The organism is Umezawaea sp. (assembly GCF_057122925.1).
In genome coordinates, this window is record NZ_DBNGPQ010000126.1 from 32,503 (window position 1) to 59,478 (window position 26,976).

General features: G+C 72.1%; 29 protein-coding genes. 8 read left to right on the forward strand and 21 right to left on the reverse strand.

The genetic code is table 11. The features are described from left to right. Window positions 1–42 precede the first annotated feature (42 nt). The 9 genes from AC156L_RS28530 to gntD all read right to left on the reverse strand — a co-directional run bounded on the left by AC156L_RS28530 (window position 43) and on the right by gntD (window position 9,224). Window positions 43–975, reverse strand: coding sequence for a TauD/TfdA family dioxygenase (locus tag AC156L_RS28530; protein WP_330876635.1), 933 nt, complete (start codon window positions 973–975; stop codon window positions 43–45). Window positions 976–977: 2 nt separating this feature from the next. Continuing rightward, complete coding sequence (locus AC156L_RS28535; RefSeq protein WP_330876636.1) at window positions 978–1,190, reverse strand: MbtH family protein; 213 nt, start codon at window positions 1,188–1,190, stop codon at window positions 978–980. A 26-nt stretch (window positions 1,191–1,216) separates the two neighbouring features. Next, window positions 1,217–2,737 (reverse strand): glycosyltransferase family 39 protein, encoded by a 1,521-nt coding sequence (locus AC156L_RS28540; RefSeq protein WP_330876637.1) that lies wholly within the window; start codon window positions 2,735–2,737, stop codon window positions 1,217–1,219. After that, window positions 2,734–3,543, reverse strand: a complete 810-nt coding sequence (gene mppR / locus AC156L_RS28545; RefSeq protein ID WP_330876638.1) for an enduracididine biosynthesis enzyme MppR — start codon at window positions 3,541–3,543, stop codon at window positions 2,734–2,736. Before mppR ends, AC156L_RS28540 begins: the two co-directional genes overlap by 4 nt. Window positions 3,544–3,546: 3 nt before the next feature. Next, window positions 3,547–4,749, reverse strand: coding sequence for an aminotransferase class I/II-fold pyridoxal phosphate-dependent enzyme (locus AC156L_RS28550; RefSeq protein WP_330876639.1), 1,203 nt, complete (start codon window positions 4,747–4,749; stop codon window positions 3,547–3,549). Beyond that, window positions 4,749–5,918 (reverse strand): enduracididine biosynthesis enzyme MppP, encoded by a 1,170-nt coding sequence (gene mppP, locus AC156L_RS28555; RefSeq protein WP_330876640.1) that lies wholly within the window; start codon window positions 5,916–5,918, stop codon window positions 4,749–4,751. The genes AC156L_RS28550 and mppP overlap by 1 nt, the downstream gene beginning before the upstream one ends. Window positions 5,919–6,057: 139 nt before the next feature. Further along, entirely contained in the window at window positions 6,058–6,564 is a 507-nt protein-coding gene (locus tag AC156L_RS28560; RefSeq protein ID WP_330876641.1) for a flavin reductase family protein, read from the reverse strand. Window positions 6,565–6,575: 11 nt separating this feature from the next. After that, window positions 6,576–8,159 (reverse strand): tryptophan halogenase family protein, encoded by a 1,584-nt coding sequence (locus AC156L_RS28565; RefSeq protein ID WP_330876642.1) that lies wholly within the window; start codon window positions 8,157–8,159, stop codon window positions 6,576–6,578. 39 nt (window positions 8,160–8,198) lie between these two features. Continuing rightward, window positions 8,199–9,224: a guanitoxin biosynthesis L-enduracididine beta-hydroxylase GntD gene (gene gntD / locus AC156L_RS28570; protein ID WP_330876643.1), complete on the reverse strand. Its 1,026-nt coding sequence runs from the start codon at window positions 9,222–9,224 to the stop codon at window positions 8,199–8,201. Between the two features lie 222 nt (window positions 9,225–9,446). Between gntD and AC156L_RS28575 the strand changes: the two genes are divergently transcribed. After that, a complete protein-coding gene (locus tag AC156L_RS28575; protein WP_330876644.1) occupies window positions 9,447–9,623 on the forward strand; it encodes a hypothetical protein in 177 nt (58 codons plus the stop codon). Window positions 9,624–9,707: 84 nt separating this feature from the next. Here AC156L_RS28575 and AC156L_RS28580 read toward each other — a convergent pair whose 3' ends face one another. From AC156L_RS28580 to AC156L_RS28610, 7 genes are all read right to left on the reverse strand, one after another. Beyond that, entirely contained in the window at window positions 9,708–10,586 is an 879-nt protein-coding gene (locus AC156L_RS28580) for an ArsR/SmtB family transcription factor (protein ID WP_330876645.1), read from the reverse strand. A gap of 435 nt (window positions 10,587–11,021) precedes the next feature. Beyond that, the gene (locus AC156L_RS28585; RefSeq protein ID WP_330876646.1) at window positions 11,022–12,104 is read right to left on the reverse strand and encodes an ABC transporter permease; all 1,083 of its coding nucleotides are present in this window, start codon (window positions 12,102–12,104) and stop codon (window positions 11,022–11,024) included. After that, window positions 12,104–12,985, reverse strand: a complete 882-nt coding sequence (locus AC156L_RS28590) for an ABC transporter ATP-binding protein (protein WP_330876647.1) — start codon at window positions 12,983–12,985, stop codon at window positions 12,104–12,106. Before AC156L_RS28590 ends, AC156L_RS28585 begins: the two co-directional genes overlap by 1 nt. Before the next feature lie 76 nt (window positions 12,986–13,061). Beyond that, window positions 13,062–13,724 (reverse strand): response regulator transcription factor, encoded by a 663-nt coding sequence (locus AC156L_RS28595; protein WP_330876648.1) that lies wholly within the window; start codon window positions 13,722–13,724, stop codon window positions 13,062–13,064. Then, window positions 13,721–15,013: a sensor histidine kinase gene (locus tag AC156L_RS28600; protein ID WP_330876649.1), complete on the reverse strand. Its 1,293-nt coding sequence runs from the start codon at window positions 15,011–15,013 to the stop codon at window positions 13,721–13,723. The genes AC156L_RS28595 and AC156L_RS28600 overlap by 4 nt, the downstream gene beginning before the upstream one ends. Before the next feature lie 25 nt (window positions 15,014–15,038). Next, window positions 15,039–15,404, reverse strand: a complete 366-nt coding sequence (locus tag AC156L_RS28605; protein WP_330876650.1) for an RNA-binding S4 domain-containing protein — start codon at window positions 15,402–15,404, stop codon at window positions 15,039–15,041. Between the two features lie 48 nt (window positions 15,405–15,452). After that, a complete protein-coding gene (locus AC156L_RS28610; protein ID WP_330876651.1) occupies window positions 15,453–16,592 on the reverse strand; it encodes a serine hydrolase domain-containing protein in 1,140 nt (379 codons plus the stop codon). A gap of 146 nt (window positions 16,593–16,738) precedes the next feature. Here AC156L_RS28610 and AC156L_RS28615 point away from each other — a divergent pair, with 146 nt between their 5' ends. The 3 genes from AC156L_RS28615 to AC156L_RS28625 all read left to right on the forward strand — a co-directional run bounded on the left by AC156L_RS28615 (window position 16,739) and on the right by AC156L_RS28625 (window position 18,826). Beyond that, entirely contained in the window at window positions 16,739–17,341 is a 603-nt protein-coding gene (locus AC156L_RS28615; RefSeq protein ID WP_330876652.1) for a QsdR family transcriptional regulator, read from the forward strand. A 264-nt stretch (window positions 17,342–17,605) separates the two neighbouring features. Next, window positions 17,606–18,268: a lytic polysaccharide monooxygenase auxiliary activity family 9 protein gene (locus tag AC156L_RS28620; protein ID WP_330876653.1), complete on the forward strand. Its 663-nt coding sequence runs from the start codon at window positions 17,606–17,608 to the stop codon at window positions 18,266–18,268. 423 nt (window positions 18,269–18,691) lie between these two features. Next, complete coding sequence (locus AC156L_RS28625) at window positions 18,692–18,826, forward strand: hypothetical protein (RefSeq protein ID WP_330876654.1); 135 nt, start codon at window positions 18,692–18,694, stop codon at window positions 18,824–18,826. Between the two features lie 49 nt (window positions 18,827–18,875). Here AC156L_RS28625 and AC156L_RS28630 read toward each other — a convergent pair whose 3' ends face one another. Beyond that, a complete protein-coding gene (locus tag AC156L_RS28630; protein ID WP_330876655.1) occupies window positions 18,876–19,058 on the reverse strand; it encodes a hypothetical protein in 183 nt (60 codons plus the stop codon). A 228-nt stretch (window positions 19,059–19,286) separates the two neighbouring features. On the opposite strand from AC156L_RS28630, the gene AC156L_RS28635 reads away from it, so the two are divergent. Beyond that, window positions 19,287–19,745, forward strand: coding sequence for a hypothetical protein (locus AC156L_RS28635; RefSeq protein ID WP_330876656.1), 459 nt, complete (start codon window positions 19,287–19,289; stop codon window positions 19,743–19,745). A 165-nt stretch (window positions 19,746–19,910) separates the two neighbouring features. On the opposite strand, the gene AC156L_RS28640 is transcribed toward AC156L_RS28635, so the two are convergent. Together AC156L_RS28640 and AC156L_RS28645 are read right to left on the reverse strand one after the other, a co-directional pair. Next, a complete protein-coding gene (locus tag AC156L_RS28640; RefSeq protein WP_330876657.1) occupies window positions 19,911–20,345 on the reverse strand; it encodes a hypothetical protein in 435 nt (144 codons plus the stop codon). 362 nt (window positions 20,346–20,707) lie between these two features. After that, window positions 20,708–21,010, reverse strand: coding sequence for a Rossmann-fold NAD(P)-binding domain-containing protein (locus tag AC156L_RS28645; RefSeq protein ID WP_330876658.1), 303 nt, complete (start codon window positions 21,008–21,010; stop codon window positions 20,708–20,710). A 384-nt stretch (window positions 21,011–21,394) separates the two neighbouring features. On the opposite strand from AC156L_RS28645, the gene AC156L_RS28650 reads away from it, so the two are divergent. Next, window positions 21,395–22,609, forward strand: a complete 1,215-nt coding sequence (locus AC156L_RS28650; RefSeq protein ID WP_330876659.1) for a multidrug effflux MFS transporter — start codon at window positions 21,395–21,397, stop codon at window positions 22,607–22,609. Here AC156L_RS28650 and AC156L_RS28655 read toward each other — a convergent pair. Next, a complete protein-coding gene (locus AC156L_RS28655; protein ID WP_330876660.1) occupies window positions 22,606–23,418 on the reverse strand; it encodes a hypothetical protein in 813 nt (270 codons plus the stop codon). The two genes, AC156L_RS28650 and AC156L_RS28655, sit on opposite strands and share 4 nt — an antisense overlap. A 502-nt stretch (window positions 23,419–23,920) precedes the next feature. Here AC156L_RS28655 and AC156L_RS28660 point away from each other — a divergent pair. Further along, a complete protein-coding gene (locus AC156L_RS28660) occupies window positions 23,921–25,681 on the forward strand; it encodes a glycoside hydrolase family 6 protein (RefSeq protein ID WP_330876661.1) in 1,761 nt (586 codons plus the stop codon). Between the two features lie 90 nt (window positions 25,682–25,771). Here AC156L_RS28660 and AC156L_RS28665 read toward each other — a convergent pair whose 3' ends face one another. Next, entirely contained in the window at window positions 25,772–26,146 is a 375-nt protein-coding gene (locus tag AC156L_RS28665) for a hypothetical protein (RefSeq protein WP_330876662.1), read from the reverse strand. A 182-nt stretch (window positions 26,147–26,328) separates the two neighbouring features. Between AC156L_RS28665 and AC156L_RS28670 the strand changes: the two genes are divergently transcribed. Then, complete coding sequence (locus tag AC156L_RS28670) at window positions 26,329–26,955, forward strand: SGNH/GDSL hydrolase family protein (protein WP_330876663.1); 627 nt, start codon at window positions 26,329–26,331, stop codon at window positions 26,953–26,955. Window positions 26,956–26,976: the final 21 nt, after the last annotated feature.

The window sequence follows — 26,976 nt, forward strand, 5'->3', positions numbered from 1 at the left end:
TGACCCCCACCTCTCACTGGACGTTCGGGAACTGCCTGCTGCTCAGGCGTTGGACGGCTCCGCCATCGCGACCGCGATCCTGCGGGGACCGGTGAACGGCTCGCGCCCGTGCGACGCGAGCATGTTGTCCACCACGAGCACGTCGTCGCGCCGGTAGTCGAACCGCACGGACGCCGCGCGGTAGCACGTGCGCAGGTGCTCGGCGACGTCGTCGGGGATCCGACCGCCGTCGCCGTAGTAGGTGTTGCTGGGCAGGTTCTCCTCGCCGCACATCTCCAGCAGCCCCGCGCCGACCTCCTCGGGCAGCGTGGTGATGTGGAAGAACGTGGCGTGGTTGAACCAGACCGGGGCCTTGGTCACCGGGTGGCGGTGCACGGCGGCGCGGACCGCCCTGGTGCGCAGGTGGTTCTCGCCGACCCACTCGGCCACCACGCCGTTGCCCGCGCAGTACTCCACGGCCTTGGCGCGGTCGTTGGTGTTGAACGCCTCCTGCCACGGCATCCCGAACTCGTCGCCGTAGTTGCGGACGACCATCCACCCGCGCCGCTCGAACTCCTCGCGCACCGACGAGTCGATCGCCGCGTACACCGCCCTGGTCGACGCCAGCGGTGTGGCGCCCTGGCTCGTGGGCGGCTCGACGCAGTGGAAGTACAGCGTCAGCGGCCACGCGGCCTGGTAGGAGTTCTCGTTGTGCAGGAAGATCTCCTCCTGCGGCGGGTAGTCCGTGGAGGTGTAGACGTTGCCCTTGATGACGCTGCGCGGCGACGAGCGCTCGGAGTAGGTCAGCGGGGTGCCGGACAGCTCGCGCACGGTGCGGTCGAACCCGTCGACACCGCCGACCTCGAAGCCGCGCAGCAGGATCGCGCCGTGGGCGGTGAGCAGGTCGCGCAGCCTCGACCGGTCGCGGCGGATCCGGTCGGTGACGGGTTCGCCGTCGCCCTCGACGAGGACGGACAGGGCCTGGGTGGCGGTCATCGTCACTCTCCCATCGCGCGGACGAGGCTCGTGGGGCGCATGTCCCGCCAGTTCTGCTCGACGTGGTCCAGCGCGGCCTGGCGCGTGGTCGCGGGCAGCGCCACCGCCCACCCCGCGGGGACGTCGGCGAACGACGGCCACAGCGAGTGCTGGCCCTCGCCGTTCACCAGCACCAGGAACGTGCCGTCCTCGTCGTCGAACGGGTTCGTGCTCATCCGGGTCTCCTCGGATCGTTGGGGTGTCAGAAGGTTCCGAGCCAGCGCAGTCGCGGCCAGGTGGCCGACCACGGCTCGCGGAGGCCCCGGCAGACCAGGATCTCCTTGCCCTGCTCGGGTTGCGGCAGGTCGAAGGTGAACGTGCCGCGGGACTCGCAGGAGCCGAACAGGGCGCTGAACGCGGCCCGGTCGACGCCGAACGCGATCACGACGGTCTTGTCGTCGGTCGGCGTGCCGAAGTCGGCGTAGGAGTTCTGTCCGCTGTAGGCGCGCGGGAGCCCGCGTTCGGGTCCGTAGCGGTCGATCGCCCCGGCCTCGCTGTAGTTGTGGCCGTAGACGATCGCGGCGGCCCGGTCCGCGGGCGGCAGCGAGCGGTGGACGTCGGCGACCTGGTCGGCCACCCTCGGCCACCCGGTCTGCTCCAGCTGGCCCGCTCCCAGCGCGCCCAGCACGTCGTCGCCCGCGTAGGACTCGACCGGGAGGACCGGGAGCACGACGACCGCCGCGAACGCCGCGTTGCCGACGACGGCCAGCGCGACCAGCGTCCGCTTGACGCCGCCGCTCGCCCACGTCGTGACGACCACGCAGCCCGCCGAGAGCAGGACCACCAGCAGTCCCGCGGTGTAGCGGGCGTACCCTCCGACCGCGGCGACGACCACGAACACCACCAGGTGCGTCCAGGCGAGCACCCGGTAGGTCCGCCACGCGGGGCGGCGCACCAGCGCCACCAGCCCGACGACCCACACCGGGGTGAGCAGCGGTCCGACCATCAGGACCTGCCCGACGAGCAGGTTGACCGCCGCGCCCACGCCCGGCTGCTCGGAGAGGCTCCCGGCCATCGCGAGCTGCGGCCACCCGTTCAGCCCCTGCCAGACCAGGCCGGGCAGGTTCAGCACCAGCGCGAGCCCGGCGCCCAGTGCCAGGTGGGGGCTGGCGAACACCTTGCGGGGGCCGCCGACCAGCAGTCCGGCGGCCAGCCCGAGCACCAGCAGGACGACCAGGTACTTGGCCAGCATCCCGACGCCGACGACCGCGCCGATCGCGATCCACAGCCGCTGGTCCCCGGTGCGCAGCAGGCGGACGACCAGCCAGCACACCGCCACCCACACGAGGTGGTCGACGGCCGTCGGGTGCAGGACGTGGCCCGCGGCGACCGTGGCGAGCGAGGCCGCCGACGCGCAGGCGGCCAGCACCTGCGCGACCGCGCCGCCGCCGAACTCCCGCGCGATGAGCCCGGCGACGAGCACCGAGGCCCCCGCCAGCAGCGCGGGCACCACCCGGATCGCGGTCAGCCCGTCGCCGAACAGCAGCACCTGGAGCTTGGCCAGCACCGCGACCAGCGGCGGCTGGTCGACGTACCCCCACGCCAGGTGCTCACCCGCGACCCGGAAGTACAGCTCGTCCAGGTAGTAGCCGTAGCCGCCCGCGAACACCAGCAGCACGGCCGCGAACGCGCCGCTCACGGCCAGCAGCGGGGCCCACCGCACGTCCGGGACCGAGGAGTCCGCCGCGGGCTCGACCGACGCGCCCGTGGTCGTGGTGCTCACGCCGCACCGCCGAGCGCCTTGCCGCTGTGCAGCGTCTCGGCGTAGGCGAACACGTGCCCGGCGCCGACCTCCACCGGCGCCAGCGACGCCAGGTCGTCGCCCACGTCGGCGGCGAAGGTCAGCTCGGCGTCGCCCGTCCACACCTCGCCGAACTCCACGTCGGTCACCACGGAGCTGACGAGCTGCTCCGTCGGCGGCTCCTCCGGGATCCAGCGGGGGAACACCCGCGTGTGCACCAGCGGAACGGTGTGCAGGAACGGCGGCTCGGCCGCGCGCTCGCGCACCGAGACCGCGGCGGCGGCGACCCGCCTGCCGTGCACCGACAGCGTCCCGTCGTAGCGGCCGGGTGCCGAGGGGCGGGGCCCGGCCGAGCCGACGCCCATCGGCCACGTCTGGTGGATCTCGCCGAGCTGCTTGGGCATCCCCTGCACCCAGCCGCGCACCATCGGCACCGCGCTGTCCACCCAGGCGTACGGGCAGCGGGCCAGCGCGACGCCGTCGTGCTCGCAGCCGAGCAGGACCAGGAACTCGGTGAACTGGGACCGCCGGGGGTCGGTCAGCTCCGCCCCGTCGAGCGAGCACCACTGCCAGCGGGCGAACACCGCGGCGGCGGCGCCGGGGTCGGCGCCGGGGGTGAGGCCGGGCGGCAGGAACCGGGCCGCGGCCTCCGGGTCGACGCGGTAGTCGACCATCACCACCTCGCCGGAGAAGTGCCAGGGCGGTGGCGTGATCATCGAGGACTGCCCGGACGGCGACAGCGGCAGGCTGTACCCGTGCGGCGCGGTGGTCGGGGTGGCGGTCGACACGGGTCAGCTCCTGATCGACTGGTGGGCGGGGACCGGCAGCGCCGCGGCGAACCGCGAGACCGCGGTCGTGATGGACGACGGCGGGTTGAGGCTGTAGGCGAGGCGGACCGCGTTGGGGGCGCTGCCGAAGCGGGAGCCCGCCGCGACCCGGACGTCCGCGCGCCCGGCCGCCGCCAGCAGTGCGGGCTCGGCGTCGCCGGGGAACGCGAGCCACGCGAAGAAGCCGCCGCGCGGTGGCTCGAACTCGACGCGGTCGCCGAGGTGCGTCCTGACCGCCGTGACGAGCGCGTCCCGCCTGGCCCGGAGCGCGGTGCGCAGCCAGGTGAGGTGGCGGTCGTACTCGCCGCCCCTGATCAGCCCCTCGACCGCGAGGGACGTCACGTGGTTCGCCGAGCCGCCGCTGACGAGCAGGCCCCGGCTCGCGAACCGGTCGACCACGGCCGGGTCGGCGACCAGCCAGCCGAGCCGCAGCCCCGGACCGATCGTCTTGGAGAACGTGCCGAGCCGGATCACCCCCCGGTACCCGGCCAGGCCGCCCATCGACGGCGGCAGCGGGCCGCCGTCGAGGTCCAGCTCGGCGTAGGCGTCGTCCTCGACGACCAGCACGCCGAACTCGGCCGCCACCGCGAGCAGCTCCCGCCGCCGGTCCGTGCCGACGAGCCTGCCGGTGGGGTTGTGGAAGGTCGGGGTCAGGTAGGTGAACCCCGGTTCCCGGCCCGCCGCCAGCTCGCGGCGGATCGCGTCGCGCAGCGCCTGCGGGTCCATGCCCAGCGAGTCCGACGGCACCTCGCACGTCCGCAGGCCGTGGTCGGTGAAGATCCGCCTGCCGAAGTCGTAGGAGGTCTCGTCCACGAACACCGCCCGCCCCGCGACCGCCTCGGTCGTGGCGATCAGGTGCAGCGCGTACGACGTGCCCGCCGTGACCAGCACCCGGTCGGGGCCGCACGGGACGCCGTCGGCGGCGCTCACGCGTTCCGCCAGCACCTCCCGCAGCGGCAGCGCGCCCGCGTTGTTGCCGTAGGCGAGGGCCGCGGCGCCGTACTCCGCGAGCCCCCGCGCGTAGCCGTCCCGGAGCAGGTCGACCGGCAGGAGGCCGGGCTCCAGGTAGCCGGGGCCGAGGTCGAGCACCCCCGGCGGCGACACGGCCTGCACCACGTCGGCGTGCCAGAACCACTCGTGCGACGAAGGACCCGCTCGCTCGGACATCAGTCGCCCATCAGCACGGAGCGCAGCGCACGGGTCGCCACGTCCACCGACGCGGGCGAGCGGGACAGGGCGATCCGCAGCATCCGGTCGCCCTCGGACGGGTCGGCCCAGTGGAACCGCCCGCACGGCAGCAGGTAGACGTTGTGCTCGCGCAGCGCGGCCCACACGTCCATCGCGGACCGGTCGCCCAGGTGGATCCGCTCGACGCTGACCCTGCTGTCCGGGTCGACGAACGTCAGGCCGGGGACGTCGTGGAGGTTGGCCCGCACCAGCGCCCGGTTGGTCGCGATGAACTCGTGCAGGTCGCGGAGCCCGCCGTCGGCCGCGTCCTCCGACAGCCGCTTCACCATCAGCATCACCAGCGGCGAGACGCCGAGCAGGATGTCCGAGTACACCTTCGCGAGCGGGAGGCCCACGTTCGCGGAGCGCACCAGCCAGCCGATCTTCAGCTCCAGCGTGGGCCACAGCTTCCCGGTGTCCTCGATGACCACCCAGCGGCACCCGCTGGCCTCCAGCACCTCGTAGTGGTCGTACTGGCCCGCCTCGTCGAACCCGCGGAAGCAGGTGTCCAGCGCCAGCACCACCCCGTGCTCGGCGCACTGCTCGGCCAGCCGCACCAGCCGCTCCCGCGAGAGCACCCGACCGGTCGGGTTGTTCGGCGTGGTCACGAAGATCGCGCCCACCGACCCCAGCAGCTCGGCGGGCACGTCGCCGCCGTGCAGGACGTCCTCCTCCAGCGGGACGAGCCGCAGCCCCACCCCGCGCAGGATGTCCGGGATGTTGTCGAAGGTCGGGTGGACCAGCGCGATGGCGTCGGCCTCGGTGACCAACGCCCTGGCGAAGATCTCCATCGCGACCGACGACGAGTAGCAGGCGAGCACCCGGCCGTCCGCTCCGGGGTAGGAGTGCTGGCCCAGCAGGTGGAAGAAGGCGCGGTGCGACTCCCGCTCGATCTCCTCGACCGGCCGCACCACCGCCTCGGCCCACAGCCGCGGCAGTTCGCCGACCATCTTGCCCTGCCCCGGCGTCAGCTCCTGCCGGGCGTGGCCGTCCGACAGGTTGAAGTCGCTGTTGAGCGCCAGGTATTCGAGCTGGGTCAGGTTGCCGTCGATCCGGCTGTCGTCGGCGGTCTCGGTGGAGACGGCCTCGTTGACGGGCACAACGTTCACAAGCACCTCACGGGCGAGTAGTGGTCATCCAGTGCTTGGAGCCCTGGCCGGCCTCGGCTGAGGCCGTTGTCCCCCTGGGCTCACCGGTGGTCGGGATGACCTCCGGGATCAGCTGGTGGAACGGGTGGTGCGGGGCGGGTCAGCGGTCGGGCCGCCACGACGAGTACCGGCGGAACCCGTAGAGCAGCGGGGCCCGGTCGTCGCCGGGCAGGTGCCGGACGTCCAGCACCTGCCCGAAGAGGACGACGTGGTCGCCGACGCCGACCGTGCCGGTGACCCGGCAGTCGGCCACGGCGTGCGCGTCCGCGACCAGGTGCGGGTTCGCACCGCGCGGCGACCGCGTCCACTCGACCCGGTCGAACCGGTCCGGAGCGCCGGACGCGAACAGCTCGGCGGTGCCGCGAGCCGCCTCGTGCAGCAGGTTCACCGCGAACGACGCGGTCCGCACCGCCGCCCGCAGGGTGGGGCTCTCGTCCCTGAGGCAGACGAGCAGGGTGGGCGGGTCGACGGCGACGCCGCACACGGTGGAGCAGGTGAGCCCCCACGGGGTCCCGTCGGTGTCGGTGGCCGTGACGACGGCCACCCCGGCGGGGAGCGTGGCCATGAGCGACCGGAACAGGTCCGGTCCGGCGTGCGGTGCCGTCACCTGTTCCGCGGTCACGACCGGTGGCCCGCTGTCGCGTCCGTCGGGAGCCCGTGCAGGTGCGCGAAGTACTCGTACTGCGACGGGAGGTTCTCGACCAGGTGAGCCGCGGTGTCGCGCACGGCGGACAGCTCCTTGGCCGCCGCGATGCCGTCGAAGTGCGCCAGCGCCGACGGCGCCCGCAGCGGGATGCCGCCGAGACCGAGCAGCATCGCGTTGTAAGAGTAGGACTCGAAGCCGTGGTAGTGCGGGAAGATGGAGTCCGAGTCCGGCAGCTTCACCTGCCACTGCTCGATCCGCTCGCGCAGGGCGTCGGGCACCTTCCGGGTCTTGGTGTCCTTCCAGTACTGGTTGTCCTGACGCGGCGAGGCGTAGTAGTGCAGGACGAGGAACTCCCGCACGCCGTCCATCACGTTGGCGACCTGGCGGTTGTACGCGCCGCGCAGGCGGTCGTCCCAGTCGTCGTCCGGGAAGTGCTTCACCAGCTGCTCCACGGCGTTCTGGATGAAGAAGATGCCGGTCGACTCCAGCGGCTCGACGAACCCGCTCGACAGGCCGACGGCGACGCAGTTCTTCACCCACGACCTGTCGCTGCGGCCGATCCTCATCCTGATGTGGTTGGCCTCCAGGTCCTCCGCCTCGGGGCCGACGAACTCGCGCAGCGTGCGCTCGGCCTCCTCGGCGTCGCAGTAGTCGCTCGCGTAGACGTACCCGGTGCCGATCCGGCCGAACAGCGGGATGGTCCAGATCCAGCCCGCGTCGCGCGCGGTGGCGGTCGTGCACGGCCGGATCCCGCGCTCCCGCATGTCGACCGGCACCCGCAGCGCGACGGCGCTGTCGTTGGGGAGGCTGTCCTGGTAGGACGTGAACGGCACCTCCATCGCCTTGTTGATGAGCAGCCCTCGGAAGCCGGTGCAGTCGATGAACAGGTCGCCGTGCACCTCGCCCCGCTCCTTGGTGACGACGTGGCTGATCCAGCCCCGCTCGTCCAGCACGACGTCGACGACGTCGTCCAGCACGTGCTCGACACCGCGGTCGGTGGAGAACTTCGTGAGGTAGCGCGCCAGCAGGGCCGCGTCGAAGTGGTAGGCGTACGGGAACTGGGTGTCCTGCTCGGACAGCGTCGTGCGGAACGAGCCGGTGGCTCGGGACTCGCTGAAGTCCTGCTCGAAGAGCCTGCCCGACAGGTAGCGGGGCGAGCGCTTGGCGTCGCACAGCGAGGCGATGACGAAGCAGTCCTCGTCGAACCGCTCGCCCGGCCCCTGCTGGAGCCACCAGTCGGTGAGCGGGAAGCCGTCGACCACGCGCAGCCGCTCGAAGGGGTGGTAGAAGTGGGTGTTGTCACCGCGCCAGTTCTCGAAGCGGATGGCGAGCTTGTACGTGGCCTGGCACTCGGGCATCCACTGCCGCTCCTCCAGGCCGAGGTAGTCGAAGAAGTGCCGGACGGTGCTGAAGGTGGCCTCGCCGACGCCGATGGTGGGGACGTTCTTCGACTCGACGACGGTGACGTCGACCCGGTCGCCGAACGCCGCTCGGAGGTACGAGGCCGTCATCCATCCCGCGGTGCCACCGCCGACGACGACTACAGAGTTGACCATTGTGGACTCCAGTTCCTACGGTCGAGAGCCGGTGGGTTTTCAGTAGATGACGCGGGACGACGCGGACGGCCGGGAGCCGCGCGACTTGCGCAGGTCCCTGGCGACGTTCAACCGGCGCAGCCAGCGGTCGGTGCCGTCGTGCCTGGCCGTGAAGGGCTTGCGGCCGTGGACCATGCGGTAGTTGTCGACGAACACGGCGTCACCGGGCCGCAGGACGACCTCCTTCATGGCCACGTCGATGGCCGCGCCGATCACGTCGAGCGCCCGCTGCTCCTCCGGTCCCTGCACACCCCGCATGAAGTGCGGGTCGAGGCGCAGGTACGGGGCGTCGGGGTCGCCGAACAGCACGGCGACCGGTTCGGGCTCCGCCAGCGCGCGCTCGACCCCGGCGCGGCTGCGCGCCTTGAGGTCGGCGACCTTCGGGTCGTGCTCGACGCCGTCGTGCTCGCCGCCGCGGTGCGAGTGGTCGGGCAGGATGCGGAACCGCTTCTCCGACAGGACTTCCGCGGTGCGCTCGTCGATCCGGACGTCGGCGACGTCCGCCATCGTGGTGCTGACGCCCTCGTGGTTGCGCAGGCACACCAGGCCGAGGTAGTCGGTCCTCAGTGGATGGTAGGCGTCCTCGGTGTGCCACACGAGGAGTTCCTCGCTGCCCGAACCGATCTGCTCCTTCTCGTGGCCCTTGATGGGGAACACGTCGTGCATGATGTAGCCGTCCTGCTGCGTCGCCCAGCCGATCGGCTCGCCCAGCAGGCAGGACAGCAGGTAGAAGGCGATGTCCACGCGGATCGTCGGCGACGGGACGGGCTTGTTCGCCCAGTGCTCCGGCGTCGGCCCGACCTCCGCGTCGTCCACCGGGAGCCCGGACACCAGCAGCGCGCCGTGCGCCTCGGACAACCGGTAGTCGTTGAACACCAAGCGGATCCGGCGCGGCAGCTCGTCGGAGTGGACCTTGGCCTCGCGCTGGAACTCCGCCGACTCGACCGTGTCGTAGCGCGCGGCCAGACCGTCGACGACCTCGTCGATGCGGGAGATCTCCTCGTTGCTCAGGTGCAGTTCCAGCAAGGCGACGTCCTCCTCCTGTGTGCGGCGACACCGTCGCGTTCACCGCCTCGCGGCCCTGGTGTCCTTGCGGTGCAACGAAATACTGCAAGAGGTCGACCGATCGCTCCAGGTCTTTGAACCGGGGGCAAAACAGCGTTGTCGCGCGTCGCCCCCGAGGATCAACGCAAGATCATCCTGAAGGAGGACTTCCGGCTACGCGAGAGATCGGTACAGTCACTCGGCGTGACAGCGTCTCCCGATGACGAACCCGGCAGCGAAGTCCCCGCGGCACGGCGGGACCGCGTCGCCGAACTGGAGGCCGAGGTGGAGAGACTGCGCGAGGCGAACGAGATCCTGACCAGGGTGGTCCAGTTCCTCGCGGTGACCGACCTGATGACCCTGTGGGACGAGCAGAACTAGCGCCCCCGAACGCGCGGAAGGGCAGGCGGGAGCACCCGCCTGCCCTTCACCGAACCACCGCGCGGCACGACGCGCCGGCAGAACTCACACGGGCACCGCGCCCGCCTGGCTGACCGACCTCGACCCGACGGCCAGACCGGTCCGCCGGAGCAGCGCGATCCCCAGGGGGGTCAGCGTGTGCATCACCGTGTTGCGGTTGCGCGCGGACCTGATCAGCCCCGCCTCCCGCAGCACGGTCGCGTGCTTGCTGGCCCCCGCTATCGAGATCCCCAGCCGCTGCGCCAGTTCACTCGTGCTGCAACTGTCGTCCAGCACCTGGAGGGCCGCGGCCCGCGTGTGCCCGACCAGAGCGCCCAACGCCTGTCCACCCGCTTCATCCGGATCGTCCACATCGGACACGGAGTCCGCGTTCGCGTTCGTCGAGAAGGCGAGGATCGGGGCGTCCGACCCGCCCCGGTCGATGAACAGGCACGTCTTCGGCGCGAGGAACAGGGCCGGGCTCAGCAGCAGACCGCGGTCGTCGAGGTGCACGTCCCGGTCGTCGTCCCCCGGCACGTGCAGCACCGGCGAATCCCACCGCAGGGTGGGGTGCAGCGTGCCGAACAGCCCGTCCATGCCACCGGAGATCGCGATGCGACCCCGGTCGTCGCGCTCCGCGCGCAGGTGCTTGAGAGCCTGGTCCCAGTACGGGACCACAGCGGCGTTGCCGAACTCGAACACCGCTTCGGCCACCTGGCGCTGCCAGGGCTCGGCGGGCTCCTGACCCGATTCGGAGTCAGACCTCCCGACCAGCCACAACAACTCCGACAGGGGTTTTCGTCGGAACGTCATGCGCTCGATACCGCCCAGCCTGCCACCGAGGCGCACCCGAACCCTGGTGCGCCACGTGCTGAAACCACCTCCCGGCCGGTTGAACAGGTCGAGCGCGAACACGCTCTCGGCGACCACCCCCAGACCGGTCACCATCTTGACGCGAGCTAGATCTTCAACGCTGAAGTGGATCCTCGGCACCTTGTCCCCCAGGACAATCTCGTGCAAAAGCCTTCCCAAACCCCAGTTCAGGCGGAAAGCCAGGTTAGGCCCAGACGAAACCCGCCGTCAACTCTGGTCAAGCCCCTAAAACGGGTGTATCCATGCCAGTTGACGGCAACCTGGTGGGCCTCTCCACCAGCGCTGATGCCGGACCGCCCCGACGGCATCCCGCCAACGGCCTACGCGGGAGTTCGGCCGAACAGCCGAGCACCCGTCCGCCCCGTGTTTTCCCGCCGCCACAAAAGTGCGGGCAACCGGGTCGAATCGCACCCGGCGTGGGCACCGACCGGTTCGGCTTCCCGCACAACGACGGAGCGGGCGACCTCGACGAGGTCGCCCGCTCCGCCCTGGATCGACGCGGTGCGGTCAGTCCGCCCGGCTCCACGCCTTCGCCAACCCCACCCTGCCCCCGGTCTGCAACAGCGACCCCGAGTACACCCGGCTGGCGCCCAGCACGATCAGCACCGCTGACGCGGCCAGCACGCCCATCGACACCAGCGCCTCCCACACGGCCGCGTCCCCGGTGAACAGCCGCACCGGCATCGCGACGGCCGCCGAGAACGGCACGAACGACAGCACCTGCATCACCACGACGTTGTCGGAGAAGAACTGCACCCCGAAGTACGGCCCCATCACCAGGATCATGGCCAACCCCATCGTCGACCCGAGGTCCTCCTGGCGGGAGACCAGCGCGCCCGCGACCGCCCACATGGCCGCCAGCAGCACGAACCCGAGGCACAGGAACGGCACGAACCACCCCAGCGCGGGCGCGACCACCGCCAGCAGCTCCCCCTGGTCCGCGAGCCGCAACGCGATGGGCGCGGCCAGCGCGAGCACCACGACCTGGCCCATCGTCAACAGGACGTGCCCCAGGATCTTCCCCGCGAGCAGCGACCGGATGGGCACCGTGGAGACCAGGATCTCGACGATCCGGGTCTGCTTCTCCGTGACGGTGCTCTGCGCGATGGCCGCGCCGCCCATCCCGAACAGCAGGAAGAACAGGGCGAAGACCAGGATCACCAGCCTCTGCGCACCGGGGCTCACGGCCGAGGCGTCGAGCAGGTCGACCGGCGGCGCCGCCACCAGCGCGCTGATCACGTCGTCCGGCGCGTCGTTGAGCGCGACGACCCGCACGCCGATGGCCGATTCCCCGGTCGTGTCGGGCACGACGGCGGCCTCGACCTCGTCGGCCCGCACCAGCGCCTCGGCGGCGGCCAGGTCGGGGACGACCCGGACCCGGAGGTCCTTGCCGTCCACGGCGGACGCGGCCGACCCCACGGCGGCCACCTCCGGGTCCTCCCCGCCGAACACCGTGGGCAGCACGATCAGCGCGAACAGGCCCGCGACCGTCACCACGAACCCGATCCAGAACCCCTTGGTGCGCACCAGGACGTTCATCTCCCGCTCGGCCACCAACCACGTGGCCGACGCGAACGAGGTCCGGCTCATCAGATCACTTCCTTGAAGATCTCGTCCAACGTGGGCACCACCGGGCTGAACGCGCGCACCGCGCCGCGCCGCAGCGCGTCGGCCAGCACCGCCTGCTCCTCGTCCGGCGCGGAGACCTCGAACACCGCGCGCGGCCCGTCCAGCTCGACGATCCGCACGCCGGGGCTGTCCCGGACCCACCCCGCGTCCGTCGCGACGACCAGCTCGAACCGCGAGGTGCCGTGCTGGGCGCGCAGCTCCTCCCGCGACCCGCTCGCGGCGATCCTCCCCCGCGAGATGATGACCACGTCGTCGCACAGCTGCTCCACCACGGCGAGCTGGTGGCTGGAGAACAGCACCGGCACCCCGCCGGAGGCCCGCTTCCGCAAGACGTCGAGGACGATGTCCACGGCGATCGGGTCCAGCCCGGAGAACGGCTCGTCGAGGACCAGCACGGCCGGGTCGTGCACCAGCGCGGCGGCGATCTGCACGCGCTGCTGGTTGCCCAGCGACAGCGCCTCCAGCTTGTCCCCGGCGCGGTCGGTCAGCTCCAGGTCGGCCAGCAGCCGGTCGGTGTTCTCGCGCGCGGTGGCGCGGTCCAGCCCGTGCAGCCTCCCGAGCCAGGCGATCTGCTCGGCGACCTTCATCTTCGGGTACAGGCCGCGCTCCTCGGGCATGTACCCGAACATCGGGCGCTGCTCGGCGGTGAGCGGGCTGCCGTTCCAGCTCACGGTGCCGCCGTGCGCCGCGAGCACCCCGAGGATGATCCGCATCATCGTCGTCTTGCCGGACCCGTTGGCCCCCAGGAACCCGGTCATCCGTCCAGGACGGACGTCGAAGGACACCTCGTCGAGCACCCGGTTGTCACCGAAGCTCCGACTGATCGAGGTCATTGTCAACATGCCGGGAACGCTAATCGGCGGAGATCGTCACCGCGTCCTGCGCGCGACCCACCCCCTGGTCCTCCGCGCGACCCCCTCAGGCGCCGCCGGGGGCGACGACGCCGTTCTCGTAGGCGAACACCACGGCGTGCGTGCGGTCGCGCAGCCCGAGCTTCGCGAGCACCCGCGACACGTGGGTCTTCACCGTGGTCTCCCCCAGGTGCAGGGTCCGCGCGATCTCGGTGTTGCTGGCGCCGCGGGCCAGTTCGACCAGCACCTCGAACTCCCGGTCGGTCAGCTCGGGCGGCCGGGTCTGGGTGGTCGCGACGGGGGTGTTGAACCGGGCGATCACCCGCCGCGTGACCTCGGGCGACAGCAGTGCGTCGCCGCGGGCGACCACCCGCACCGACTCCACCAGGTCCTCCGGCGAGGCGTTCTTCAGCAGGAACCCGCTCGCCCCGGCCCGCAGCGCCTCGAACAGGTAGTCCTCGCGGTCGAACGTCGTCAGGATCACGACCTTCACCGCGCTCGACGACGGCCGCGCCCCGAGGATCCGCCGGGTCGCCTCCAGCCCGTCGACCTTCGGCATCTGGACGTCCATCAGCACCACGTCCGGCCGCACCCGCTCGACCAGCTCCACGGCCTGCTCGCCGTCGCCCGCCTCGCCGACGACCTCGATGTCCGGCTCCGTCCCGAGGATGACCCGGAACCCCGCTCGCACGAGGTCCTGGTCGTCCGCGAGCACCACTCGCAGGGTCACGCCCCACCGTCCTTCCCGGACTCGTCGACCGCACCGGTGGGCAGGCTGGCCCGCACCAGGTACCCCGAGCCGCGGCGCGGCCCCGCCTCGAACTCGCCGCCGTGCACCGCGACCCGCTCCTTCATCCCCACGAGCCCGAACCCGCCGCCGTCGCGCGTGGACCGACCGCGGCCGTCGTCGGTGACCTCGACCTCCAGCGCGTGGTCGAGGTAGCGCACGCGCACGTCGACCGCCGTCGCGGCGGCGTGCTTGACCACGTTGGTGAGCGCCTCCTGCACGACCCGGTACGCCGACAGCGCCACACCGGGCGGCACCGGCCGCGGTTCGCCGTAGGTCCCCAGGTCCACGGCGAGGCCCGCCGACCGGGCGTTCGCCACCAGGTCGGGCACCTCCTCCAGGCCGGGCGCCGCGGTGACGGCGGTGTCGGCGCCCGCGTCGGCGCGCAGCACCCCCAGCAGCCCGCGCAGCTCGCCGATCGACGTGCGCGCGGTCTGCTCCACCGTCTCCAGCGCGGTGCGGGCCAGGTCGCGGTCGGTGTCGAGCACCCGGCGCGCGGCCCCCGCCTGGATGCCCATCACCGACACGTGGTGGGCGACGACGTCGTGCAGGTCTCGGGCGATCCGCATCCGCTCGGCCACGATGGCGCCCCGCGTGTTCTGCTCCTGCGACAGCCGCAGCTGCTCGGTCCGGAACTCCAGCTCGGCGAGCCTGCGCGCCGACAGCCACGTCAGCTCGCCGAAGAAGTACGCGGACAGGAAGTACATGAGGTTGAAGCTGAGGCCGTAGAGCACCCAGGCGAGCACCGGGTCCAGCGGGCCCGCGGCGCCCTCGAACTCCCGCCTCGGCCCGGCCAGGAAGCCGCTGAGCGCGAGGCCGAGCCAGGCGAACATCACCACGATCACGCCGACCCGCGCGTAGGTCGCCGCCCGGTGGTTCGGCTGCCACCCGCCCGCGGTGAAGATCGCGAGGAACAGCACGACCGACGGGATGAGGTTGTCGCCGACCTGCCGCGACTGGGCGGCGATGAACAGCACGCTCACCACGAGCAGGACGGCCACCGGGTACCGCCGCCGCACCACGAGCGGCGCGCTGAGGGCGACGCTCCACAGGAGCTGCTCGGCCAGGTGCGGTGCCTCGCCGAACGCGAACGCGCCCATGCTGTTGATCAGCACCGTCAACGCCATCGAGGACACCGCCACGGCCAGCGCGACCCAGACGTCCTGCCGCCGCTGCTCCGGTGTGGGCAGCGGGCGCCGCCACTCGCTCCAGACCGGTTCCGTCGTCCCCATGCGGGTCAAGATAGCCCGGCCGCCGTCAGAGCTCGCCGGTGCGGAACTTGTCGAGCACCCGCCGCTCCCGCTTGGTCGGCCTGCCTGCCCCGCGCTCGCGGCGGGCGACCGGGGCGGCCACGACCGGGGGCGGCGGGGGCGTGCGGTCGATGAGGCACGTCGAGGCGTCCACCGCGCCGACGCGCTTCTGGATCACCCGCACGACCTCCACGATCCGGGTCGTGTCACCGATGCGGGCGCGGACCTCGTCGCCCGGCGACACCGTCGTCGCGGGCTTGGCGGGCCGGTCGTTGACGCGCACGTGACCGCCCCGGCAGGCCGCGGCGGCGTCGGATCGGGTCTTGGTCAGCCGGACCGCCCACAGCCAGCGGTCCACACGGGTGGACTCCACGTCGGCAATGATGGCCTGTTCCGCGGTGGCCCGCCGCCGCGGGTCCGGTCAGCCGAGGCAGTCGAGCACCGTCGTGAGGTAGCGCTCCGACCGGTCGGAGCCGATGATGCCGGGCGCCATGCGGTTCATCACGTAGCTGACCGTCAGGCCGCGGTCGAGGTCGACCACCACCAGCGACCCGCCCCACCCGCCCCAGTAGCAGGCGCGGCCCTGCGGCACGTAGGGCACGGTGGTGGTCTCGGGCAGGGCGAAGCCGATGCCGAAGCGCAGCGGCACGCCGAGGACGAGGTCCACGCCGTCGCTCTGCTGGTCGAAGATCACGTCGATCGTGTCCTGCGAGACCAGCCGCACGCCGTCGACCGCGCCGCCGAGCGCGAGCGGGCGCAGGATCGCGGCCACCGACCGCGCGTTGCCGTGGCCGTTGACCGCGCCCAGCTCCGCCCGCCGCCAGTCGTCGGTGTTCGCCGTGGCGGCGTCGAGCGCGGGACTGCCGAACGTCTTGCGCGCGATGTCGTCGGGGTCGAGGGCGGCGAGGTCGAACGGCAGCGGCGGTGGCGGGACGACCGGCGCGATCCGGGCCAGGTCGGCCTCGGCCGCGCCGATCCGGAAGTCGGCGCCCAGCGGGCCCGCGAGGTCCTCGGCGACGAACGCCGTCAGCGACTTGCCCGTGACCCGGCGCACCAGTTCGCCGACGAGGTGGCCCTGGTTGGCGGCGTGGTAGCCGGACGCGGTGCCCGGTGCCCACCAGGGGCGCTGGGCGGCCAGGCGCGCGGTCGCGGTGGCGCGGTCGTAGAAGTCGGCGGTGGTGAACGGCGCCTCCCAGCCGGAGACACCGGACGTGTGGCTCAGGACGTGCCGGACCTCGACGTGCTCCTTGCCGTTCTCGGCGAACTCCGGCCAGTACTTCGCCACCGGCGCGTACGGGTCGAGCAGACCGCGGTCGGCGAGGACGAGCGCCGCGAGGTTCGTGACGGTCTTCGTGGTCGACCACACGGTGGTGATCGTGTGCTCCGTCCACGGCGTGCGGTGCTCGACGTCGTGCCACCCGCCCCAGACGTCGACCACGGTCTCGCCGCCGACGTCCACGACGATGCTCGCGCCGAGCTCGCGGCCCGACGCCAACTCCTCGGCGAGGGCCTGCCCCACCGGGGCGAAGCGCGCGTCCCACCGCCCTGACACCTCGACCATGGCCGCGACCTCCCCGTGACGAGTACCGGCCGACGACGGCCGATCGTGCAACGCGCGGTGTCCACGGCACACCGGTGCAACGTGAGCCGCGCGTGTTGCACTGTGTCATGGGATACTGCGACCGGGCAAGGAGCGAGGGGGAGCCGGTGCAGGAGGCCGCACGACCGACGACGGCTCTGCGCCGGGCGCTGGACGGGTGCCCGGCCAGCCGCAGGCCGACGGTGCTCGACGCGTTCGCCGCCGCCCGGCGCAGGTTCGCCTCCGGCGAGCGGATCGACATGCAGGGGTTGGCCGACGAACTGGGCGTCAACCGGGTGACGCTGTACCGGTGGGTCGGGTCGCGCGAGCAGTTGATCACGGAGGTGCTGTGGGCGGCCACCGTGAAGAACTTCGTCTGGTACCGCTCCCAGCACACCGGCGGGCCTCGGTCCGCCGTCGCGCTCGCCTCGTTCGTCCGCGACGTGAACGACCACCCCGGAATGCGGCAGCTCCTGCGGGACGAACCCGCGCTCGCGCTGGGGTTGTTGACCAGCACCTCCGGCGAGTACCAGCGGCGCTACCTGGGCCTGATCCGCGACCTGATCGCGGAGGACCGCGCGGAGGGCCTGGTGTCGCAGGAGATCCCGCTGGACGACCTGGCCTACACGGCCGCCCGGATCACCGAGTCCTACATCCACACGCGGGTGCTGATCGGGGAGGCGCCCGACGCCCGACGCGCCGCGGTCGTGCTGGGCGTGCTGCTCCGCTGAGGTCGCGACCGGCGGCCGTTTCCCTTGCCGCGTCACCTGGAATGCCTTTTCCGCCATGATCGGGGTTGGCAGGACAACCCGCAGGTCATGCGTCGTCACCGAGCCTCCGCACCCGGCGGATCACACCGGGGGTGAGGCCGGAACTGGCGATCATCACTCAACGTTCCGTTGAAGTTCCTGAGCGTGACGGCTAGTCTCATGTTGCTCCGGGAGCGCTCCCATATCGATCGCTGTTGCTCGATCATCGGAGAATGGAGACTCATCATGCGTGTGCGCAGCACATTAGGGTCCACAACCAGACGACGGGGCGTCATCGCGCTGGTCATCACCGTGCTGGCGAGCATCTTCGTCTGGACCCCGACGGCCTCGGCGCACGGCACCATCGTCGGCCCCTCGACCCGCGCCTACCAGTGCTGGCAGACCTGGGGAAGCCAACACACGAACCCCGCCATGCAGCAGCAGGACCCCATGTGCTGGCAGGCCTTCCAGGCCAACGCCGACACCATGTGGAACTGGATGAGCGCGCTGCGGGACGGGCTCGGCGGCAACTTCCAGGGGGCGACCCCTGACGGTCAACTGTGCAGCAACGCCCTGTCCCGCAACAACTCGCTGAACACCCCCGGCCGGTGGAAGACCACCAACCTGGGCAGCAACTTCTCGATGCACCTGTACGACCAGGCGAGCCACGGCGCCGACTACTTCAAGGTCTACATCAGCAAGAACGGGTTCGACCCGACCACCCAGCGCCTGGGTTGGGGCAACCTCGACTACATCATGCAGACGGGCAGGTACGCCCCGGCCAAGGACATCACGTTCAACGTCCAGACCAACGGCTCCTACCGCGGGCACCACATCGTGTTCACGATCTGGCAGGCGTCGCACCTCGACCAGGCCTACATGTGGTGCAGTGACGTGAACTTCGGCTAGAACGGAATCCGGACCCTGCTGGGAAAGAACCCGGATACCGGTCCAACCGCACCACGCACGCGCTCCACGCGCGACAGGTCCCACCACGGACCTCCGCGTGCGCAGAACCGGTGGATCGGGCAGCCCTGCACCTGCTGCCCGATCCCCGCCGCGACACCAGTATCACCACCACCGGCCGACCCGGCAAAACCCCGCTGATCGGTTGACATCAACAATCCCGATCCCTGCCACACCAACGGATTCGCGCGCGTCCCGGCAGCCGACCCGTGCTTCCTCCGTTGCGCGCCGCGCGGTGGCGCCCCACCCGCCAACGCCTCGAACCCCGAGCCGGACGACGACGAGAACACGGCAGGCGTCCAGCGCGTGGTCGCCGAACCCGCACCGCTCCTCCGGGCTCACCGCGCAGTGCGGACGGCTCGACCGGTGCGCACCTCCAGCGGCTGCAAGTCCCCCGTGATCGCCTTCACCGGCGGCGTCCTGCCGCAGGGCGGCGACTCCGGCCCCCCGTTCCACGCCAACGGCGTCTCCGCGCGGTTCGGCGTCTCCGTCGCCACCTGATCCGGGTCCGAGGACGGGCCGGGGGCGGGTCGACACGCCCCCGGCCCGTTCACGTGACCTCCAGCCGGTACGGCCCGCCGGTGGCGGTCCCGCCTGCCGCGTCGCGGGTCACCACCGCGACGGCGTGCAGCTCGTGGGCACCGGGCGGCAGCGGCCCGGACGCGTCGTCGGTCGTCATCGGCGGCGACCCGCACGCCGCCAGCACCGCGGCCCACCCCGAGCAGGACCGCACCGCGCACCACCCTCGTCGTCGACGTGGGCACCTCGCTCTCGTTCTCCGGACGGAACCCGCGCCGCCACCGGTCGCACCGGGCGCGGTGATGCCCCGTGGCGGCGAACGACCCCCGCGCGGTCGCGTGGTCTCGGGGGTGAGCTGCCGGTTCAACGCGGATCGGGCGGGTGGTGAACCCGGCACGTCGACGGTGGACCGAGGACACCCACCGCACCGAGAGGATCCGTCGTGACACCACTGCCGCGAACCCCGGCAACCCTGGCACTGGTCCTGGGACTGGCCGTCGTCGCCGCCCCCGTCCCGGCGTCGGCGAGCCCGGCGCCCGCCGTCGCCACCGTGCGGGCCGACCGCCCCGCCGCACCCCCGCCCCCGCCCATGGCCGACGGGAGCCCCACCGCCCAGGCCTGCGTGCTCGGCGTCTGGGACGGGCCCTCCTACACCGGGAGGGGCGTGTGCTTCCAGGTCACCCAGGTGCCCAACTGGGCGGGCTACACCTACCCCGACGGCAGCCCCGTCAACAACACCGCGAGCTCCACCTTCAACTACGGGAGCTGGCGGATCAGGCTCTGCGCCAACCGCGACTTCGTCAACTGCATGAGCGCCCTCGTGCAGCCCGGCAGCGGGTTCACCACGCTGCCCAGCGGCTTCGACAACGCCGTCAGCTCGCACTTCAACGCGAGCGTCTGACCGGTGCGGGTGGGCACGCCCCGACCGCGCCCACCCGCACCGGGGAGCCACGGGCCCGCGGGGCCCGTGGTACTCCCTCCGACACCGCGGACCCCGCACCGCCGACCCCGGCGCCCGCGCGCCCGGCAGCGGCCCGATCCGGGTTCACCCCGCGGGTCGGAGTCGTCAGATCCCCATCGACGCCAGCTCGATCGCCGTGCGGTAGTTGGCGGCGGCCGTCACCACGCAGGCGCGGTAGGTCCGGTTGTCCCGGACGACGAGGAAGTAGTCGTAGAGGTTCCGCGCGTACATGACCAGGTACAGCAGACCGGGGACGAAGCCCGGCGGCCTCGGGACGAGGGCGAAGCGCTCGGAGCAGCGGAGGATCTCACCGGTCGCCGTGGACAGCACGTCGGCGACGTCGCTGTTCATGTTCCAGCCCGCCGCCAGTTCCGGCGTCCAGATCACGCCCGCCACCAGGCGCAGGCTCTCCTGCTCCTCCGGGGTCGGATCGCTCGCGACCGCGACCGGTGGGGCGGGCGCCGCCACCGCCGGGGCAGCGGTCGTGCCCACCATCCCGAGCACCGCGACGATCACCACGAGAACACGCGACCAGGCCATGACTCTCCTTTCCACACGGGGAAGTCCGCTCTCAGACAACCACGCGGCCGGGCACCGGGCAGCCTCCGAACGGCTAGATCAACTCTGCTGCGGGTGGCCTCACGGAGCAGCGTGCGGCGGCGCGTGGTCGGCCTTGAACAGCGCGGCGCCCACGGTCCGCGGCACCGGGTCGCGCAGCGGGGTCGGCGGGTTGCGAGCCCGATCCCGGCAGTGGTTCCGGGGCAACACCCACCGCACCCGCCCGACCCGGCGCGCGGTGAACGCCGCCACCGCCCCGGACACCCCGTGGTCGCGCAGCGGTTCGCAGAGACCGACGGTCAGGACCGTGCGACCGTTCGGGCCGAGGCGCGCCGTCCAGCCGGTCAGGCCCGGCTCGCCGCCGTCCAGGACGAACCGCCGGCGGACCTGGCCGGGAAGCGGGGCCGCACGTCGGCGCGGACGGCGGAGTCGATGCCGTCGGCGCCGACCACCAGGTCGTAGGTCCGCGTCGAACCGTCGTCGAGCACCACCCGGCCGGACGGCTCGACGGCGGTGACCGCGACCCCGAGCCTGGTGACGCCGTCGGCGAGCGCGCCGCGCAGCACCTCGTGCGGGTCGGTGCGGGAGATGGCCGCGCACTCGGCCACGCCGCCCCGGACCTCGTCGGCCCCGACGTCCCCGAGCACCCCGCCCGGTGGTCGAGCGTGCGCTGCCGGGTGATCGGGGCCGCACGACCTCGCCATCGACCCCGAGCGCGTGCGGGGAGCGGACGGCGTTGGCGGGCAGCTAGGGGCCCGCACCGCCCGGCCGCCACTCGGCAGCGCGTTCGACCACCAGGTCGACCTCGTGGTCCCGCGGGGCGATGGCCGCCGCCGGCCCGACGATCCCCCGCCGACGACCAGCACGCGCGACCGCGCCACGGCGCCTCCCTCCCGGTCTGTCCACACCGGACGCGGATGGCCCGCTCCCCCGCGCGCACGGGCGTGGTGTTTCGACTCACAAGTGGAAACAAATCGCCCGTGGCCTGGAATTGTGCCGGGTGGACCACCCTACCCAGCGCGGGAGAACGAGTGAGCACCACGGTTGACCGTCCCCCCGTCGCGCCGACGGTGCTCACGCTGGCGCTCGTGCTCGGCGGGCTCAGCGCGTTCGGCCCGCTGTCGATCGACATGTACCTGCCCGCGATGCCGCGGATGGCGGTCGACCTGCACGCCTCGGACGCGACGGTCCAGCTCACGCTGACCTCGTTCATCATCGGCCTCGCGCTCGGCCAGCTCGTCGTCGGCCCGCTGTCGGACTCTCTGGGCAGGCGCCGCCCCCTGCTGGTCGGCCTCGCCCTCTACGCCGTCGGCTCCGTGCTGTGCGCGGTGAGCCCGACGAGCGGCGTGCTGATCGGCGCCCGAGCCGTCCAGGCCGTCGGCGCCGCCGCGGGCCTGGTGATCGCCAGGGCGACCGTGCGCGACCGCTACTCCGGCATCGCGATGGCCCGGTTCTTCTCCACCCTCATGCTGGTCAACGGCGTCGCCCCTGTCCTGGCACCGGTCATCGGCGCCCAGCTGCTGACCTGGACGTCCTGGCGCGGCGTGTTCGTCACCCTCGCCGTGATCGGCACCGCGCTGCTGGCCGTCGTCGTGCTGCTGCTGCCGGAGTCGCTGCCCGCCGACCTGCGCACGCCTGCCCGGCCCGTCGCGGTCGTCCGCACCTACGCCCGGCTGTTCACCCAGCGGTCGTTCGTCGGGTACGCCCTCGCGTCGGGCCTGATGTTCGCGGCGATGTTCGCCTACATCTCCGGTTCCTCGTTCGCGCTCCAGGACGTGTACGGCCTGAGCCCGCAGCAGTTCAGCCTGGTGTTCGGCCTGAACGGCGTGGGCATCATCCTCGCGGGCGGCGTCAACCGCAGGCTGGTCGGCCGGTTCGGCGAGCACGTCATGATGCGGTCGGGCCTCGTGCTCGCCGCCGTCTCCGGTCTCGCCGTCCTGGCCGCGGTGGCCACCGGCCTCGGCCTGGTCGGCCTGCTGGTCCCGCTGTTCTTCCTCGTCTCCGCGGTCGGCGTCGTGCTGCCGAACGCCACGTCGCTCGCACTCGCCGACCAGGCCCGGTCCGCCGGGGCGGCCTCGGCGCTGCTCGGCGTCTTCCAGTTCGTCATCGGCGGCGGCCTGGCCACCCCCCTCGTCGGCCTCGGCGGACCGGGCACCGCGCTGCCGATGGCCGTGGTGATCGCCGGGTTCGGCGTGCTGGCGCTGCTGGTGTCGCTCGTGGTCAACCGAGCGCCCGCGGCGGGCTAGTCCCTGCCCTGGTGCACGTCGCCGTCCATGAAACCGACCTGGAACACCGTCTTGGCGTTGGCGCCGTCGAACCTGTTCCGCACCACGGCCTTCTGCGGCACGGCCTTCGGTTCGGGCTTCGCGGGCGCGGGCGCGCTCACGGGTCGGTCGCCGGAGCCGAACCCGTCGCGCAGCAGGTCGCCGCTGGGCTTCGGGACGTACAGGTAGGCGGTCGTGGTGAGCTCCTTGACCTCGACCTCCACCGGGGCGACGCGTGACGGCCGCAGGGTCGCGTACCCACCTGCCAGCACGTCCTCGAAGACCCGCTGCGACAGCACGGCGGAGACGAACGTCTGCTCGGGGTCGGAGCCGGTGAGCGCCGCGCGCACGGGAGCGGCGTCGAGCAGCCGGTGCGCGGAGATGAGCGTGGCCCCGATCGCGCCCCGCCTGCCCTCCTCGTCGGGGTCGGCCACCGGGCCGACCGTGAGGGCGACCCGCATCCTCAGGGAGGCGCTGCGGCGGAACCCGCGCATCCGCGCGTCCTGCTCGGCCAGCTCCTCCTGGAGGGCGTCGAAGAAGCGGCTGACCACGGCGGGCAGGTGGCGCGGGTCGAAGCCCATGCCGAACCCGTCGCCGGTGTTGTGCGGGAAGAGCGGCGCGGCGCGGACGTGGGCGAGACCCGCCCGCTCGAACGCGCGGATGAGCACTTCGTAGATCGTCTCGGCCAACGCCGTCTGGACGACGTCGTCGTTGCCGCCGAAGTCCTTGGTGTCGACGACGAGCACCGCCCGGTACGGCGGCAGGTCGAGGACGGGTTCACTGCTGGTCAAGGTCTCCACTCTCCGGTCGGGAAGTATTGGCGGCGTCCAGTGTGCCGCGTCGGGGGCGGAGCGGGTCCCGCATTCGGCGGCTTCGGCGCCGCCAGTCGCCGCTTCACGCGATCGGGTGGCCCCGCGCTTTTTTTCCGGGGTGGCGACGCCCCTCCACCGGGCGGTGAAGACCAATCCCTCTGGGAGCGCTCCCAGAGATGATCGACGCTTCTCGACCGGAACAGGGCCCATCCGGACCACGGGCGAGTACTCCTTCCAGGCGCACGAACCGCCGATCGGCGGCGGCCGAAGGGACTGTTCGCCAACAAATAGGGCCGTGCGGCCGAAAGCGTCGAAGATGACCATCCACAGTGGACTACAGACCACCGGCCGAAAATGCGGTCTGTACACCGCGTAACGTGGCCGTTACCCTCCTGTCTGGGAGCGCTCCCAGACGCGGTAGTCCGGATAGCCGCCCCACGCACCAGATCCCTGACAAAGGCGTCGTGAGGAGATCGTGAAGATGAGTTCCCCTGCAAGCGGGCATCCCAGCCCACCGAGTCGAGGTCCGCGCATCGCGGCCATCGGCGCGACCACGGCGCTGTTCGTGGCCATGATCGGCGTCGCGACGAGCACCCAGGCGTCGGCCGCACCGGGGTGCAAGGTCGACTACAGCGCCTCGAACTGGGGCGGTGGCGGGTTCACCGGGTCGGTCAAGATCACCAACGTCGGTGACGCCATCTCCGGCGGGTGGACGTTGAAGTTCGCGTTCCCCGGCAGCCAGCAGGTGTCGCAGGGCTGGAACGCCGCCTGGACGCAGTCCGGCACCGGCGTGACGGCGACCAGCATGTCCTACAACGGCAACATCGGTACCGGCGCGTCGATCGACATCGGCTTCAACGGCACCTACTCCGGCACCAACGCGGCGCCGACGTCGTTCTCGCTGAACAACGTGACGTGCACCGGCCAGCCGGGCACGACGACGACCACCACCACGACCACCACCACGCCGGGTGGCCCCGGCAGCGGCAGCCGGGTGGACAACCCCTACGTGGGCGCCAAGGTCTACGTGAACCCGGACTGGTCCGCGAAGGCCGCGGCCGAGGCGGGCGGCAGCCGGATCTCCAACCAGCCGACCGCCGTGTGGATGGACCGCATCGCCGCGATCAACGGCACCACGGGCGCCAGGGGCCTGGTCGGCCACCTGGACGAGGCCGTGCGGCAGGCCGCGGGCGAGACGGTGACGATCCAGCTCGTCATCTACAACCTGCCCGGTCGCGACTGCTCCGCGCTCGCGTCGAACGGTGAACTCGGAGCGACGGAGATCGACCGCTACAAGACCGAGTACATCGACCCGATCGCGGCGATCCTCGCTCGGCCCGCGTACGCGAACCTGCGGATCGTGACGGTCGTCGAGATCGACTCGCTGCCGAACCTGATCACCAACGTGAGCCCGCGCCCGACCGCGACGCCGAACTGCGACGTGATGAAGGCCAACGGCAACTACGTGACCGGTGTCGGCTACGCCCTCGCCAAGCTCGGCGCGGTGCCGAACGTCTACAACTACATCGACATCGGCCACCACGGCTGGCTCGGCTGGGACGACAACTTCGGCCCGACCGCGGAGCTGCTGTACCAGGCCGCGAACGCGTCCGGCAGCACCAAGGCCAACGTGCACGGCTTCATCGCCAACACCGCGAACTACGGCGCCACCACGGAGCCGTACTTCAAGGTCGGCGACACGGTCGGCGGCCAGCCGATCCGCGAGAAGGCCAAGTGGATCGACTACAACAAGTACGTCGACGAGCTGTCCTACGCGCAGGCGTTCCGCCAGCGGGCCGTGCAGGCGGGCTTCGACTCGGGCGTCGGCATGCTGATCGACACCTCGCGCAACGGCTGGGGCGGCACCGCCCGTCCGACGGGCCCCGGCCCCACGACGAGCCCCGACGCCTACGTCGACGGTGGTCGCATCGACCGCCGCATCCACCTCGGCAACTGGTGCAACCAGAAGGGTGCGGGCCTCGGCGCGCGTCCGACGGCGGCTCCGGCCAGCGGGATCGACGCCTACGTGTGGGTCAAGCCTCCGGGCGAGTCCGACGGCGCGAGCAAGGAGATCCCGAACGAGGAGGGCAAGGGCTTCGACCGCATGTGCGACCCGACCTACGAGGGCAACGCCCGCAACGGCAACAGCATGTCCGGTGCACTGCCGGACGCGCCCCTCTCGGGCCACTGGTTCTCCGCCCAGTTCCAGGAGCTCATGAAGAACGCCTACCCGGCGCTGTAGTGACCTGAACGACCAGCGGATGCCGTCCTCGTCCCACGCGAGGGCGGCATCCGCCGCTTCACCTCGATCCGGTGGTCGACCCGCGCCACGTCAGGCGACCGCGCCCCTGGCGACGGGCCCGCACCCCCTGACCGACAGCACGACGATCAGCACGCCGCTCAGGGCCGTGCGGGCGTAGACGAGCGTGACCGGTTCCAGCGTGGCCGGTGCGGTGAACTGGGAGAGGACCAGCCCGCCGTAGCCGAGCACCAGCGCGACGCCGAACCGGCGCGCGTTCTTCCACCGGCGCGCCATGACCACCCCGAGCACGCCGGTGCAGATCCGCAGCAGCGGGTCCGTGGTGTCGAACGGGAAGATCGGGTGGAACGCCGTCACCAGGTGGAAGAGCCCGACCGCCAGCGCGATCCACTGCAACCTCCCGAACGGGACGGCCTTCCGCGTCTTCCGCAGGTTGGACCTCGCCACGACGCCTCCTCGCGGATCGTTCGAAGAGTCGCAGCGCACCACCTTTCGCCGCTCCCGTCCTGGGATACCCGCCCGGACGGGCGCGAGTCCACCCGGCAGGGCGAACTCCGAGCGGGTTCCGTCACTGTCCGCTCAGGACGAACAGCGGAACCCCCGGTCGTGCACGGGTCGTTGAGGGGTCGATGACCACTTCGGACCCGACCGTCCTGCGCTTCCACGTCCTCGGCGACTCGCTCGCCGCGGGCGTCGGCTGCACGCGCGCCGAGGAGACCCTCGGCCACCGGCTGGCCCGCGCCCTGCGCGCGGCCGGGCACGGGGTCGACCTCCGTGTGCTCGCCGTGTCCGGCGCCCGTTCCGCCGACCTCGCCGCCCAGGTCCGCACCTCGCTGTCCGCGGGCGTCGACCTCGCCCTGGTCGTGATCGGCGCCAACGACCTCACGTCGTTCGTGCCGAGCGCGGTCGGCGCGGGCCTGGTGCACGACGCCGTGGCCGCGCTCCGCCGGGCGGACGCGCGGGTCGTCGTCGCCACCGCTCCCGACCTGGGCGTCGTCTCCCACGTGCCGCCCGCCTACCGCGGCCTGGTGTCGTCCATCAGCGGTCAGTACGCCGGTGCCCAGGGCGACGCCGTGCGGCGCGCGGGCGGCGTCGTGGCCCCGGTCGGCGCCCAGCTCTCCGCCCGCTTCGCGGCCGACCGCTCGCTGTTCTCCGCCGACCGCTTCCACCCGTCCCCCGCCGGCTACGCCGTGATCGCGTCCGCGTTGGAACCCACCGTGACGGCGGCGGCGGAGCACCGCCTCCCGGCGCGGTGAGCCCCCGGCGACGGGCGGTGA

Excerpts from the sequence above, each read along its gene's own strand:
- AC156L_RS28530 (WP_330876635.1), bottom strand. The coding sequence starts at position 975 with ATGACCGCCACCCAGGCCCTGTCCGTCCTCGTCGAGGGCGACGGCGAA.
- AC156L_RS28535 (WP_330876636.1), bottom strand. The coding sequence starts at position 1,190 with ATGAGCACGAACCCGTTCGACGACGAGGACGGCACGTTCCTGGTGCTG.
- AC156L_RS28670 (WP_330876663.1), top strand. The coding sequence starts at position 26,329 with ATGACCACTTCGGACCCGACCGTCCTGCGCTTCCACGTCCTCGGCGAC.
- AC156L_RS28660 (WP_330876661.1), top strand. The coding sequence starts at position 23,921 with ATGAGTTCCCCTGCAAGCGGGCATCCCAGCCCACCGAGTCGAGGTCCG.
- AC156L_RS28620 (WP_330876653.1), top strand. The coding sequence starts at position 17,606 with ATGCGTGTGCGCAGCACATTAGGGTCCACAACCAGACGACGGGGCGTC.
- AC156L_RS28590 (WP_330876647.1), bottom strand. The coding sequence starts at position 12,985 with ATGTTGACAATGACCTCGATCAGTCGGAGCTTCGGTGACAACCGGGTG.
- AC156L_RS28640 (WP_330876657.1), bottom strand. The coding sequence starts at position 20,345 with ATGGCCTGGTCGCGTGTTCTCGTGGTGATCGTCGCGGTGCTCGGGATG.
- AC156L_RS28600 (WP_330876649.1), bottom strand. The coding sequence starts at position 15,013 with ATGGGGACGACGGAACCGGTCTGGAGCGAGTGGCGGCGCCCGCTGCCC.
- AC156L_RS28550 (WP_330876639.1), bottom strand. The coding sequence starts at position 4,749 with ATGTCCGAGCGAGCGGGTCCTTCGTCGCACGAGTGGTTCTGGCACGCC.
- AC156L_RS28585 (WP_330876646.1), bottom strand. The coding sequence starts at position 12,104 with ATGAGCCGGACCTCGTTCGCGTCGGCCACGTGGTTGGTGGCCGAGCGG.
- AC156L_RS28610 (WP_330876651.1), bottom strand. The coding sequence starts at position 16,592 with ATGGTCGAGGTGTCAGGGCGGTGGGACGCGCGCTTCGCCCCGGTGGGG.
- AC156L_RS28565 (WP_330876642.1), bottom strand. The coding sequence starts at position 8,159 with ATGGTCAACTCTGTAGTCGTCGTCGGCGGTGGCACCGCGGGATGGATG.